The sequence below is a fragment of the Mesorhizobium sp. B4-1-4 genome (genome assembly GCF_006439395.2).
Taxonomy (GTDB): Bacteria; Pseudomonadota; Alphaproteobacteria; order Rhizobiales; family Rhizobiaceae; genus Mesorhizobium.
Window position 1 is genome coordinate 123,764 of sequence record NZ_CP083950.1, and the last position, 12,665, is coordinate 136,428.

General features: G+C 58.0%; 15 protein-coding genes and 2 pseudogenes. 14 read left to right on the top strand and 3 right to left on the bottom strand.

What is annotated here, in order from left to right:
* Nucleotides 1-402 precede the first annotated feature (402 nt).
* From FJW03_RS00580 to FJW03_RS00620, 9 genes and pseudogenes are all read left to right on the top strand, one after another.
* A complete protein-coding gene (locus FJW03_RS00580; protein ID WP_140762331.1) occupies nt 403-687 on the top strand; it encodes a hypothetical protein in 285 nt (94 codons plus the stop codon).
* Nucleotides 688-855: 168 nt separating this feature from the next.
* Nucleotides 856-1,575, top strand: a complete 720-nt coding sequence (locus FJW03_RS00585) for a helix-turn-helix transcriptional regulator (RefSeq protein WP_140762334.1) — start codon at nt 856-858, stop codon at nt 1,573-1,575.
* A 90-nt stretch (nt 1,576-1,665) separates the two neighbouring features.
* Complete coding sequence (locus FJW03_RS00590) at nt 1,666-2,232, top strand: acyl-homoserine-lactone synthase (protein ID WP_181173203.1); 567 nt, start codon at nt 1,666-1,668, stop codon at nt 2,230-2,232.
* Between the two features lie 106 nt (nt 2,233-2,338).
* A pseudogene (locus FJW03_RS30285) lies at nt 2,339-2,515 on the top strand (transcriptional regulator domain-containing protein); the annotation flags it as partial.
* A 157-nt stretch (nt 2,516-2,672) separates the two neighbouring features.
* On the top strand, nt 2,673-3,140 hold the full coding sequence (locus FJW03_RS00600) for a DUF2285 domain-containing protein (RefSeq protein ID WP_140762340.1): 468 nt from the start codon (nt 2,673-2,675) through the stop codon (nt 3,138-3,140).
* Nucleotides 3,141-3,666: 526 nt separating this feature from the next.
* Entirely contained in the window at nt 3,667-4,347 is a 681-nt protein-coding gene (locus FJW03_RS00605; RefSeq protein ID WP_181173204.1) for a transposase, read from the top strand.
* Nucleotides 4,348-4,686: 339 nt separating this feature from the next.
* Nucleotides 4,687-4,989, top strand: coding sequence for a DUF982 domain-containing protein (locus tag FJW03_RS00610; RefSeq protein WP_140762342.1), 303 nt, complete (start codon nt 4,687-4,689; stop codon nt 4,987-4,989).
* 544 nt (nt 4,990-5,533) lie between these two features.
* Nucleotides 5,534-5,836 (top strand): hypothetical protein, encoded by a 303-nt coding sequence (locus FJW03_RS00615; RefSeq protein WP_140762345.1) that lies wholly within the window; start codon nt 5,534-5,536, stop codon nt 5,834-5,836.
* The gene (locus tag FJW03_RS00620; protein WP_140762348.1) at nt 5,833-6,267 is read left to right on the top strand and encodes a PIN domain-containing protein; all 435 of its coding nucleotides are present in this window, start codon (nt 5,833-5,835) and stop codon (nt 6,265-6,267) included. Before FJW03_RS00615 ends, FJW03_RS00620 begins: the two co-directional genes overlap by 4 nt.
* Before the next feature lie 124 nt (nt 6,268-6,391).
* Here the strand turns inward: FJW03_RS00620 and FJW03_RS00625 are convergent, their stop codons facing one another.
* From FJW03_RS00625 to FJW03_RS00630, 3 genes and pseudogenes are all read right to left on the bottom strand, one after another.
* Nucleotides 6,392-6,652 (bottom strand): LysR substrate-binding domain-containing protein, encoded by a 261-nt coding sequence (locus tag FJW03_RS00625; protein ID WP_413466452.1) that lies wholly within the window; start codon nt 6,650-6,652, stop codon nt 6,392-6,394.
* Between the two features lie 54 nt (nt 6,653-6,706).
* Nucleotides 6,707-6,784 (bottom strand): annotated as a pseudogene (locus tag FJW03_RS30290) (helix-turn-helix domain-containing protein); the annotation flags it as partial.
* Nucleotides 6,785-7,073: 289 nt separating this feature from the next.
* Nucleotides 7,074-7,814, bottom strand: coding sequence for a GntR family transcriptional regulator (locus tag FJW03_RS00630; RefSeq protein WP_140762351.1), 741 nt, complete (start codon nt 7,812-7,814; stop codon nt 7,074-7,076).
* A 154-nt stretch (nt 7,815-7,968) separates the two neighbouring features.
* Between FJW03_RS00630 and ehuB the strand changes: the two genes are divergently transcribed.
* The 5 genes from ehuB to FJW03_RS00655 all read left to right on the top strand — a co-directional run bounded on the left by ehuB (nt 7,969) and on the right by FJW03_RS00655 (nt 12,664).
* Complete coding sequence (ehuB, locus tag FJW03_RS00635) at nt 7,969-8,865, top strand: ectoine/hydroxyectoine ABC transporter substrate-binding protein EhuB (protein WP_140762354.1); 897 nt, start codon at nt 7,969-7,971, stop codon at nt 8,863-8,865.
* Between the two features lie 31 nt (nt 8,866-8,896).
* A complete protein-coding gene (locus FJW03_RS00640) occupies nt 8,897-9,556 on the top strand; it encodes an amino acid ABC transporter permease (protein WP_140762357.1) in 660 nt (219 codons plus the stop codon).
* Nucleotides 9,546-10,208 carry an amino acid ABC transporter permease gene (locus FJW03_RS00645; protein WP_140762360.1) on the top strand — a complete coding sequence of 221 codons (663 nt, stop codon included), beginning with the start codon at nt 9,546-9,548 and terminating at the stop codon, nt 10,206-10,208. Before FJW03_RS00640 ends, FJW03_RS00645 begins: the two co-directional genes overlap by 11 nt.
* A 75-nt stretch (nt 10,209-10,283) precedes the next feature.
* Entirely contained in the window at nt 10,284-11,021 is a 738-nt protein-coding gene (locus FJW03_RS00650; protein WP_140762742.1) for an amino acid ABC transporter ATP-binding protein, read from the top strand.
* A 242-nt stretch (nt 11,022-11,263) separates the two neighbouring features.
* Nucleotides 11,264-12,664 (top strand): cysteine desulfurase-like protein, encoded by a 1,401-nt coding sequence (locus tag FJW03_RS00655; protein ID WP_140762363.1) that lies wholly within the window; start codon nt 11,264-11,266, stop codon nt 12,662-12,664.
* Nucleotide 12,665 lies beyond the last annotated feature (1 nt).

Consider the following 12,665-nt stretch of genomic DNA (forward strand, 5'->3'; position numbering starts at 1 on the left):
GCAGCCCTGCTCCCGTTCGAACGCGAGCGGGTTATGATATACGAGCGCGCGGTCGTCCTTCCTCCGGACTCTGGCACCTGGCGGTTTCCGAGCTCAAAGCTGACATGTCAATGCTCACCGCTACCGCAATCGATCTCAGCGGGATAGGTAGTAGAATTACCACCTTCGCGGAGGCGTTTTCCGAGTTTGGAACGCGCCCAGCGATTTGTCATTGCTGCATCGATCTGGCATAGTCGGTCTCACGCCAAGAGGCGCTCGACGCGCGCCTCAACCGCAAGACCAGGGACGACACGACTGCGTCCGGGCGATGCCCGAGACCGTGGCTCACTTCTGTGGGTGATCAACGTCCGGTCTGATGGCCCATCAGCCCCGCGCCGGACGCAACCCGCGGGAGATTTTGGCGTGGAACAACACGATAGCGAAGACATACTGGCCGGCGGAAATCGGCTGACACTGTGGCATTTCGCCAATCCTTCCGAGGCCGTCGACGCGGCAATTGCCCTTTATGGCGCAAAGGCATCGCTCGCGGCCGCATCGGCGGCCTTCACCGCGCGCTATGCAGGTCGCGAAGACGACTTTCGATTTTGGTTTATCGTCTTTTCGCAATTGAGACGCCGGGATGGGCAGGAGCCGTCAGAAGATCCCTCTGCTGACCAATGTGGAGCCGCTCGCGTTGTAGCACAATAGAAGGAATGGCTAAAAAGCGCTGCCGTTCTGAGCTTGCGGCAGCGCTAATACTTTCCGGCTTTAGCTTGGGTTGCAACTTCCGGGGCTGAAAACCACTTTCAATGAGCTCGGCAGATCAGTAAGCTCCCATCATTTCCGTGGCATTCACGCAAGGGGAGCGCGGCGGCAATGAATATCGCGCATGTGTTTCAGGATGCATTGCAGTTGGCTAACGCCACCACCGTCGAAGCGCTCGTCGCCCTTTATCGCGCGGCGATTCGCCAGTTCGGGTTCAGCCACTTCATCGTGACGGGGTTGCCAAGCCAAGGCCAGCGTTTCGAAAACTTGATTCTGGAGCGCTTCTGGCCTGAAGATTGGATGTCGCACTATGTGTCGCGCGATTATATCAGGCGCGATCCGGTCGCGATTGCCTCCGTTGTCTATAGGGCACCCTTCACCTGGAAGGAAGCCTGCATACACGCCGCCGAGCCGGGCTCTGCCGGCGATCGCATCATGATGGAAGCCGCCGACGTCGGCCTGAAGGCTGGCGTGTGTGTGCCCGTTCCAGTCCGCAATGCGCTGGCCGGGTGCATTTCGCTGGCAGGTGAAGCGCCGATCACGGAGAAGGATGCTCTCGAACCCGTCAACGTCCTTTCTTTAACCTTTGCGAGCAGGCTTCAGCTGCTCGCCGATCATGGCCGCCCCAAAGGTCTGACGCTCTCAGACCGCGAACGTGAAGTGTTAACCTGGGTGGCCGAGGGCAAGACGGCCTGGGAAATCTCCCGGATCATCGGCATATCCGACTCCACGGTGAACAAGCATATCGCCGGTGCTATACGGAAGACGGGCTCCGCCACGCGCTCGCAAGCTGTCGCCAAGGCCTTGAGGGCGATGGAGATCGCCGGCTGAACGGAAGCTGTCCGTCAATGGTCAAAGCTGGCCATAGCCGGCGCGAGTGTCCCCCCAAGAATGTCGCTCCGAACAGGAGTGACAGCATTAATGATTCGTCTCATCACCGGCAGCACCGACCCTAGCCACCAGGAATTCCTGGAGGAGCACTACAGGCTTCGCCACGAAATCTTCGTCGGCGAACGCGGTTGGAGTGCCCTCGCCCGACCTGACGAGCGCGAGATCGATGCCTATGATACACCGCAGACCATTTACGTGCTCGCAATCGACAATAGTCATGTTGTCGGCGGGTACAGGTTTCTGCCGACGAGTGAACCTCACCTTCTCCAAGATCATTTTTCGCATCTTGTCGACGGACCGGTGCCGCGCGGCCATGAGATCCACGAATGGTCACGATTTTTCATAAGGAAGGATCATCGCGGGACGGGGCTTTTCAGGCACTTGATCGGCTCAGTTCCCGGGGTGTGCAAGCTCCTGGGCATTACCAGTCTAACCGCTGTGATCGAGCCGGATTGGCTGCCGCGGTTTGACGCCGCGACTTTCGGCTACCGAGTGCTTGGGCCGTTTGTCCAGGCCGCCAGCATGCAGCTGGCCGCAGTGCGGATCGACATTCAACACGCTCCGGCGCCGGGCCAGGCAATCGGCTGGGATAGCTAACGTTGGCTCCTCGGACGGGCGAAGCGCGTGCTTTGGACATTCCGTCCGTTTTCGGCAAATCCGCGGCCATCACAATTCCAGGTTTCCAGCACGGTGGATACGGGCAATGACACCTCTCGGAGCTGGACCTAACGCATGGCTTGAAGACGAAGCTTACCGCTACACGGCGCGCCTTACCAGGCGCGGTTGGGCATGGGAGTTCCTCAGGCGCAATGCCGCCTTTGTAAGCGATCTGATGGTCGCCCTCGAACAGGTGACCCACGCAAGAAAGGCGCCAAAGCTTTCTGTTCTCTCCTTGCCGAGCGGCTTTCCCGGACTTGCCGAATGGGGCCTTCACTTTCGCCAGCTCAGCTGCGGCAGAAGCATGCGTCTTCTGGTCTCCTTGCCAGTGTGCCCACGTGCTGCCCGTGGCTGCAATCTCTACGGCTGCAGCCACGTCGATGGATCTCGGCGCGTTGTCCTGTCATGCGGTCGTCCTGGTGGAAAGGGAAGGGGGCGATCAACACATACTCCTGCAGCAGGAAGGGTATCAGTTGCAGTTGGCGCTGACCGAAGGCAGCTTGTTGGAGCCGGCCCGGTTGGTGACGGAGGCTGTGTTTCCGACCGAATGGACGAGGCAGCGGCTCAATGCGCTTGCTTGTCTCAATCATCTTCATGCCAAGGGAAAGCTTGCGGCCAAATACTTTCCCGTCGAGCCGCGAAATCGACGCATGAGTTTCGCGCTCCGCGCGCTCGATGGCGCATTGGCAGGAGCGCCTCATCGCGACATTGCCATGGCGCTCTTCGGCCACGCCCGCGTCCAGGCGGACTGGAACGATCCCGGTGATCATTTGCGCGACCGCATCCGCCGTGCCATTGGGCGGGGCCACTGGCTCATGAATGGAGGATATCGAGGGCTGCTTGTTTGAGGTGTCAACCGCAAGAAATCCAGCAGAATCATCGATGATGATGAGAAAATTCGGTGGTCCCTTACTGTTATCAATATACCGCACCGATCGGCGCATTGATGATATCAGCGAGCTAGCTGAGCGCTCCTTCATTGGACACGGTCAGCTCGATCTCCGGATCGGTGAGAGCTGTCGAATCTTCAGTTCTTATGTAAAAACTTGGGACCTTGCCGAGGTTGGCGCAGTTTAACGGCTGCGGGAGCAGAGCCGCAGCTTCATAGGATGTCCCCGCTTCTCATCTCGATTGGCGGTAGGCTCCGTTGCCTGTCCCACAAACCCTCATAGCCGTCACAGCTGTTCCCGTGCGATCTTGCGGCGAGCTGGATGCGATCGTGATCGAGAAGCTGTCCAGCTACAAACGATTGAAGTGCTCTTGCCTGCAATAGCGCTCTTCCGCTAAAGCTCCGAGCCGAATCCGGAACCGTCTGGCCGAGACAGCGCTCTTCAACAGCGGATCCTTCCAGCTCGCTTACGATCAAGGAAAAAAATGAGGCAGCAGACCCGACCGTTCGTTGTGGAAGTCAGACAGAAGCGCAACTATCAAAAACGCGACCGTTCCATTTGGGCCGATGTCGATCTCTCAGCAGCTTTCGCCGACACGACAAGACAGTTCGAGGAGATAGATCCGCCAAATCGCCCCCTTATTGACTCCGACGTCGTGGACCTTAATGCTGAACACGTCCAAAAGGAAAAAGGGGAATATCTCATGGCTGATGCTGAGCAAGCTGAACCAGTAGAGAGCGCCACGAAAGGTGCCAAGACAACAGACACGAAGACGAAATCGCAGCGTCCGCGGAAGGCAAAGACGGAGATCAGGACATCTGCCCGTAAGAACGGTGCCCCGGCGTCAACTGAGGCCAATAATGTCCCGGCATCAGTGCAGCCTGGCCGCAAGGTCTACTCCGAAGAGGAGCGCACCCAAAAGCTCGGTCAAATTGAAAAGTTGATCAGCGGCGGTGCCACTCTCAAGAGCGCCGTCAAGCAGGCCGGCACATCGGAGCAGACCTATTATCAATGGAAGAAAAAGGCCGCGGTACCTGCACCAGGCAACGGTGAGCTCAAGGATCTTCTTGCGCTCGAGGAAGAAAATAAACGGCTGAAGAACCTGCTTGCGGAACGTCTGCGCAAGGAGAATGCGGAACTGAAGAGGAGGTTGGGCCTGCAGTAAAGCGGTCACGACTTTCCGGACTTGGAAAAGGAGCGGCGCCACATCGCTCCTTTCCCCACGCCGATAGCGACTTCTGAGCCAAGTCGGCTCACGATTCGTTAAACTGGAGCATCAGTCCTGTCGCCTGCAAATACGCCTGAATGGTTTAACTGCGCCATCCCTGGGCCTGTCGTGTTGGAATGTCTCGAAATTGACATAGCAACGTGCCGAGCATTGCCACGCGCGGCTACTCGCTCTTGAAGTGTCGTCGCCCTGACAACACATTCTGGGACGGTCGGCGCGTACATGCGGCGGCCTTATGCATGTGGATCGGCTTGATCAGCAGGTTGGGAGGAGCAAATGAGCGTTGAGGCTTTCAGCAGCCCCATTTTCGTGAAGCGAGCCACCTACATCATACAAGAGATTGCCAGCGTTGCGGACGCGATCGATTTTCTCAATGAATGGCCGGAAGCTTGCAGAGACTTGATACACGAGACCGCCCTTAGGGCGTGCTATGAGGCTCACGATGGCCGCAAGCCCTTGAGCGCTGCACGCAATGCCTTTCTAGGCTTTGCGAAACGGGTCGCGATATTGGAAGATTCAACCTCTGCAATGCAATGGATCGCTGCGTGCCAGGCCGGCAGTGGAAAAGTCCAGCTATAAGACCACGCGCGGACGCTTTTCCGGCCGGAAAACCGCTCGGGGAGACCGTCGGTCGGCAGGCGAGCCGTCCTCGATGCAAAGCATTCATGTGAATCACGCCGATGCAATGTGCGCGGATGATGCCAGGGCCGGTTCGCGGGTCGCGTCGGCGACCACACGAAGCTTTTCGGCTGTTGTACGTCTCGGTCGCGCCATGATCGCGTCCTTGTCCTCGCGCGGAATACCCCGCTTCGAGACAATGATGCCAAGTGGCGACGCGTTGGCACGGTGGAAATGTGTGGTAAATTAATGCCTTGCGGCGTATCGGAGCGGATGCTGGCAGCTGGCGGCGTAGTAGCGGGGCACGGGTCGACCGTCGTCGTAGCAATAATATTTTTGTGATCGCCCCTGTTGGGAGAGGGGCGTGTTGTCGCGGTGACAACCCCCGGCATCCTAAATGCCTTGGAGAGGCCATCTTCATTTGCCGGGACCGATAACAATTCCCCCAGCCTTGCGCTTCAAAGGAAATACGGCTATATATCTGGATATAGCACGGAGGCACGCGATGAGCAACAGTGCGCAGAAGAGAGCCCTCGAGAGTTATCGATCCCGCCTGACCGAACGTGGCATCGCGCGGTTCGAGATTCAAGCGCTCGACTCCGACCGCGATTTGCTTCGATCCCTCGCCCGGAAATTGACGGAGGACGGTCCGGAAGCCGGGCAGCTACGGCGGACCGTCCAGCAGGCAGTGGCGGGTGAGCCTCCGAAAGCAGGCGGCATTCTCGCGGCCTTGCGTCGCTCTCCTCTGGTCGGCGTGGATCTCGACCTCAGCCGGCCGCGAGAAGAGGGGCGTAAGGTCGATCTGTGACGCGCTACCTTCTTGATACAAATATCATCAGCAACGTCATAAAGCCCGAACCGTCGGGCTCGCTGCTGGCTTGGATGGGCGCGCAGAAAGACGACGACCTTTTCATTGCTTCGCTTACCGTCGCCGAAATCCGCCGAGGCATCTTGGAGAAACCGAAAGGCAAGAAGCGCAGCACCCTTGAAGCCTGGTTCTCCGGTCCTGAAGGTCCGCAAGCGCTGTTCGCCGGTCGCGTCCTGTCGTTTGACGAGAAAGCTGGCCTCGTCTGGGCCAGCCTCATGGCTGGTGGGAAGGCAAAGGGACGCCCCAGAAGCGCGCTCGACACCATCATCGCTGCGATCGCCGAGGCCAACCACTGCATCATCGTGACAGACAATGAAAAGGACTTCGAGGGTGTTCAGATCATCAACCCACTTCGAAGCTCTGGAAATTAGGAGCTAGACAGGTGACGATAGCTCGAACGGTCCGGCCGGTTCACTTTGAGGATTTCAGCGGCGCCGAGTTCGAACGCCTCGTGTTCGCCTATCACCTTTGCGATGGCTGGATCGACACGCTCGCTCAGACCGGGAGCGACTTGTCAGTCCACCTCGGATTTTCTTCCGTCACGAAGGCGATATCGATTGCCGGACCAGCAAGGGCAGAAATCAGACGATCGCTCGACCCGTCGACCATGCGCAGTTCGATGTCCGGAAAACGGCGCCAATGCTCCATCAGAGTTGCCCGAAAGTTGCCGGCTGAAAGCGACGCGTGAACGCCGACTGTCAGTTGACCGCTTTGACCCCGCGGACGCGCGGTCAGTCGACTCCTGATGGTCTCCACCTCCTCAAGGATGCGCCGTGCGGATTCCAGGAACTCGAGGCGTGCGTCGGTCGGGCGGGTACCGCCGTTCGTGCGATCAAAGAGGAGAGCGCCGAACTGATGTTCAAGATCGCGTAGGATGCGGCTGAGCGTTGGCTGACGCGTGTTCTACACCTGCGCAGCCTGGCGCAAACTGCGATGCTGGGCGACCACGATGGCCCATCTCAGATCTCGAAGTTCGATAGACATCTGCCAGCACCGTCACGAACCGGAACGACAACAGAATATGCAGAGATACGGCTGAGGTCGCGCTGTGAGCGAGCGCGCATTCCCATCTCATATAAATGGCTTGAGCAGTGACCTCGCTCATGTCGACAAAGGGCGCGAATCGCAATCCCTCTTGGTTAGGAAAATGCCGAGAATGCGAAGCCGGGGGGCTGCTTCACATCTTCATTTTCCCACGTTGCCCCAACTTGGGACCTGAAGGAATGCTTACAGTACAAGCGAGTCGGTCGAATGGAGCCTGGACAACGCCGAAGATGGTAATGGTCGGGGCGGTGGTGGTGTACTTGTAGTAACGCCGGAGCATCGGATATCCGGTTGGTATTCCGAATATCTCCTCGACCTTGCCCACGGCAGGAGCCGCGTCGATGATGAGGTCAGTATCCACTATGTGAATGGCGTGCTGTTGTAGAGCATCCGTCACGAAACGCTCGCCAAACTCCTCGATTATCTCGCTTTCAACGTCTGCTGAAAGATATGTGGCGTCATACATGAAGGGTGCGCCGTCGGCAAAGATCGTCTTCCGCACGCATAACATCGCCTCTTCGGGAGGATCGAATGCTTGCATCGTGGGATCAGATATCCTTTCCCGCGTGATGGACATGAGCTGAATCGTTGCGCCCTCGTAGGAGGGCATCAAAACATCAAGTTTTCGCAGAACGCGCGTCTGCTTCTTAACATAGGTGCCTTTGCCCGCGACTGAGACCAAGGCTCCCGCGGCTTGCAAGTCGCGTAAGGCGCGTTTGACAGTAATGTGGCTGACGCCGAATTCCTCACCGAACATGGCAGTGGACGGGATGAGGGCTTCCGGCTGGTAAATTCCGCTCTGTATCCGTTTTAGAATCTCTTCACGCACAGTCTCATGCAGGGACAATGACGTCCTCAGCTGTGGGTTAGCCATCAATACTCTCCATTCGCTTCTGTTCAAGCATTCCTCACGGCCTAGGGCGAATTCCACCGCATTTCAACGATTTGCTGCAGGGTTGCATGCCCACTTGACATAGTTGGCATACCTAGTATATGTGTGCGCCGTTGTCAACCAGGGAGGAACAAAGATGACGAAATCGGCTATCCGTCGGCGAACCGTGTTGGGGGCGATTACGGCGTTGGTCTTAGCGCCGTTCGATCCAAGCATTTCAGGCGCTAGAGCACAGTCGATCAAAGACAGCGTTCTCAACGACGGCAAGATCACTATTGGCATCGGCAACAACGCGCCTTGGGGATTTGTGGACAAGGACCAGAAGGTGGCCGGCATTCAACCCGAGATGATCAAGGCGGTGCTTGGGCCTGTTGGAGTGAAGCAGGTCGACTTCGTTGTCCTGGATTGGGGTGCGCTTATTCCTAGCCTGCTGTCCAGGCGAATCGACGCGATCGCGTCTGGCATGGCGATCACGCCCTTGCGCTGCGAGCAGGTGATTTTCAGCAACCCAGATATAGCGATCGGCGATGGCGTGCTGGTGCTCGCAGGCAATCCGCACAACATTCACAGCTATGCGGACATGGCCAAAGATCCAGCCCGTCGCATGGGCGGTGACCGAGGCAGCACCAATTCTGAAAACGCCATTAAGGCCGGCATTCCAAAGGACCAGATGCTGTTGTTTCAAGATGACCAGTCAGCTTACGCCGCGCTGATGGCGGGCCGGATTGACGCGTACACAATGTCAACGGTTAGCGTGATCGCCGCGCTCAAGGATCCCAATCTCAGCGGAAAATTCGAGCGCGCGCTTCCGTTCACCGGGTTTGTGACGAATGGCCGAGAAGCCGCCAACTACGCCGCAATCGAGTTTCGTCCGGAGGATGCTGCGTTGCGAGACCTCTATGACGAGAGTTTGGCGCAGCGGAAAGCCGACGGGACGGTGAGGAAAGTAGCCAAAGCATATGGCTTTACGGATGCCGAGCTCGCCCCTCCTGACGTAACGGCGAAGAGCCTATGCTCTGCCAACTACCGTTAAGGGAGGTGTGGCCGAACGGGGAGCAGTGCGAATGAGCTTTCTCGATGTCATGTTGGGCATCTTCAATGGGTTCGGCATTACTGCTGAAGTGACCATCTTTGGGCTGCTGTACGCGGTGCCTTTCGCCCTCGTCGCAGGAGTGCTCCAGCATTTTGCTTCAGGCTTCTATCGCTGGGTCATCACTGCCGTCATCGAGTTCTGGCGCAGCTCGTCAGTCATCGTGCTGCTTTACGCTTTCTACTACTCGCTGCCTGCGTTCGGGATCCATCTCTCAGCTGTTGGCGTCGGCGCAATGGTGCTTGGGCTGAATGCCGGAGCATATGCCAGCCAGTCTGTGCGTGCGGCACTGCAGGCGCTTGATCGCGGACAGTGTGAAGCTGGCCTGGCTTTGGGACTAAGCCGATTCACCGTGCTCCGGTTGATCGAACTGCCACAGGCTATCAGGGTGATGATCCCAACCTTCGTCAACGAGGTTATCCAGTTGATCAAAGGCACCGCACTGGTCTCGCTGATCACACTGACGGACATGACATTTCGCGCAAAGGAAATCGCGCAGTTGAGCTACAACCCTACTGGCATTTATACGGCCCTCCTGCTTTGCTACCTCATGATCTGCTACCCGGTGACAATCTTCGGCCGCTACCTGGACGCGTCACACGGAAAGGCGGGAGGGCGCATCAATGAGCTTTGATGTCGCATTCGCCGTCCGAATCGTTCCGCTGGTCCTGGAGGGCATCTGGAACACCATTCTGGTGGCGATCCTTAGTTTCATTGGCGCGACACTTCTCGGCTTTTTGTGGGAGATGCTGCGCCGCTCTCATCGGCTGGTGCGTCCGATCGCGCAATTCATAGTGGATGCTATCCGCTCAATACCGGCATTGGTTCAGATATATTTTCTTTTCTTCGTCCTCCCTTCATACGGCATTGTTCTGCCGGCACTGTTCGTCGGCGTTTTCGGGCTTAGTTTTTACTACTCGGGCTATATATCGGAGGTCTTCAAGGCCGGAATCGACGCCGTGCCCATCGGGCAAAGTGAAGCGGCGAAAAGTCTTGGCCTGAACCGGTGGGACACGGTATTCTTCGTCGTTGCGCCTCAGATGTTGCGCAACATTGCGGCACCGCTCGGCGCTTATTCTATCGGCATCCTCAAATCCACGCCGTTGCTGGCAGTCATCGCTGTGCCGGAAATGCTGGGGAGTGCATTTGATGTTGCCTCGGATACCTATCGCTACGCGGAGCCGATGTTCGTTGCCGGCATCCTCTTTCTGATCCTGTCCCTACTCGCGGCCGCGCTTGTCGCAAGCCTTGAGCGTCGTCTGGGGCTAGTGACCCAGTCCCACTAGAACGACCGCGAAGATCACGGAAACAAGGAGGAACAATTGGCTTTCGGAATCCAGGAACGCAACACAACCAGCAGCCTGCGACAAAGCGCGGTGCTGATCGAAGGTGTGTCCAAGTGGTTCGGATCGTTTCAGGCGCTACGAGACGTCGACCTGCAGGTGGCGGTTGGCGAACGGGTCGTTGTATGTGGACCGTCGGGCTCGGGCAAGTCGACATTGATCCGGTGCATCAACCAATTGGAAGAGCATCAGAAAGGTCGGATCGTTGTAAACGGAATCGAACTGCGCCCCGGAATGAAAGGGTTGTCGGAGGTGCGTCGTGAGGCGGGAATGGTTTTCCAGCAGTTCAATCTTTTTCCGCATTTGAGCGTAATGGAAAACTGTACCCTAGCCCTGAGGCGCGCACGAAAGATGACATGTAGTGCAGCGGAGGAACTCGCCCTGCAGAATCTTGAGAGGGTTCGTATCGCCGAGCAGGCTCCAAAATATCCTCGTCAACTCTCGGGCGGCCAGCAACAACGTGTGGCGATTGCTCGCGCGCTTTGTATGAAACCAAAGATTATGCTCTTCGATGAGCCAACATCCGCACTCGATCCGGAGATGGTCAAGGAAGTACTCGACGTCATGACAGAGCTTGCTTCGGAGGGCATGACGATGGTTTGCGTAACGCACGAAATGGGCTTCGCGCGCGAAGTCGCCGACCGGGTGGTGTTTATGGACGCGGGCGAAATTATCGAGCAGGCCGCGCCAAGGCAATTTTTTGACAACCCCCAACAGGCCCGGACGAAGAAATTCCTGGGTCAGCTGTTGCACTAGGTGAGGTCGACAGAGTTGACAAGATGAAGAGGTGAGACGGAGGCGAGTTTCGGTCCGGGGCCACCGGGCAGTTGTGGCAAATCGCCTTCTCCCCCTGTGATGATCAGCGTCGGCACGGACCATAGCTGCGCACCCCGAGGTCGCCAGGCCGTGGTTGACGCGGTCGCGGTGCTCGGGAACTGAGAGTGTCAGCCAGTTGTGCGCATTGCCACTGGAGAGGACCAGCCTCTGCGGACTTGAAGGTGTGGAATGGCCAGTTCCCTCGAACGGTTCTCGCGCTGGCGCGGCCGGTCAACGCGGTCAGCAAGTGCTGCGTCGATTTCGACAACTACGGATTGAACGCCAGGCCACCTGGCACTACGCGGCTGAAGGAGCATGCCATGATCGCAAAGGGATGGGATATCGAGGTCGTGCGTGCCGCCTTTCCGGCGCTGAGGCTGGCCGACGAGGGCATACCGCGCGTTTATCTCGACGCGCCAGGCGGCTCCCAGGTGGCTGCGCGTGTGATTGAACGCATGAGTGAGGTGATGCTGAAAAGCTGCGCTAACGAGGGCGGAGCCTTTCGCACCTCTCACGAGAGCGACCGTATCATGGGCGACGCGCACACAGCTGTCGCCGCCTTGCTCGGCGCGACTTCGCCAGACGAAATCGTCTTCGGCCTCAACAGCACTTCTCTGATCTTTTACTTTTCTCGCATGATCGCTCATGACTGGAGGGCTGGTGATGAGATCGTGCTCACGCGCATGGATCATGATGGCAACGTCGGTCCGTGGGTGATCGCGGCAGAGGAGCGCGGCGTTACCATCCGCTGGCTCGACTTCGATCCTGAGACGTTCGAGTACCGGTACGAGGCGCTGGATGGGCTTATCAATTCTCGCACAAGGCTCGTGGCTTGCAATCATGCCAGCAACATCTTCGGCACAGTCAATGATGTCTGCCGCATCGTGGCGGCTGCGAAGGCAGTCGGCGCCGTAACCATGGTTGATGCAGTCCAGTCGACGCCGCATCTGCCTCTGGATGTTGCCTTGATCGGCTGCGATTTGCTGGCCTGCTCGGCCTATAAGTTCTTCGGCCCGCACGCGGGCATGATGTTTGTAACTGCCGGATTGCGCGATCGCCTAAAGCCGCTCAAGGTGCGTCCCGCCTCTTGGGCCATGCCTTTTCGGCTTTCGCCCGGCACTCCTTCCTTTGAGGCTCAGGCGGGAACTCAGGCGGCCATCGAGCATATTGCCTGGCTCGGCGAGTGCTTCGGCGGAGTGTCCGCGCTGGCGCCGTTGAGGGAGCGCATCGTGGCCGGTCTTGAGGCGGCTACGGCCTATGAAGCAACGCTGATGGACCGATTTTTGACAGGTATCGTTGGCGTGCCGGGTTTTGAACTTTATGGCACCGGGAGCCGTAACAGGCTCAATGCCCGTGTCCCCACCTTCTCCTTCAGGTTAGCGAAGCGGTCGCCTCAGGAAATCGTGCAGGCCCTAGCCGAACGAAATATCTTCGGTTGGGCAGGTGACTTCTATGCTTACGAGGCTTCGGGGCGGCTTGGTCTGCGCGATAAGGGAGGCGTGGTGCGGCTCGGCCTTTCGCATTACACGAACCTGCAAGAGGTCGACCTTGCCGTGGAGGCTATAGCTCGCCTGGGTGACTGAT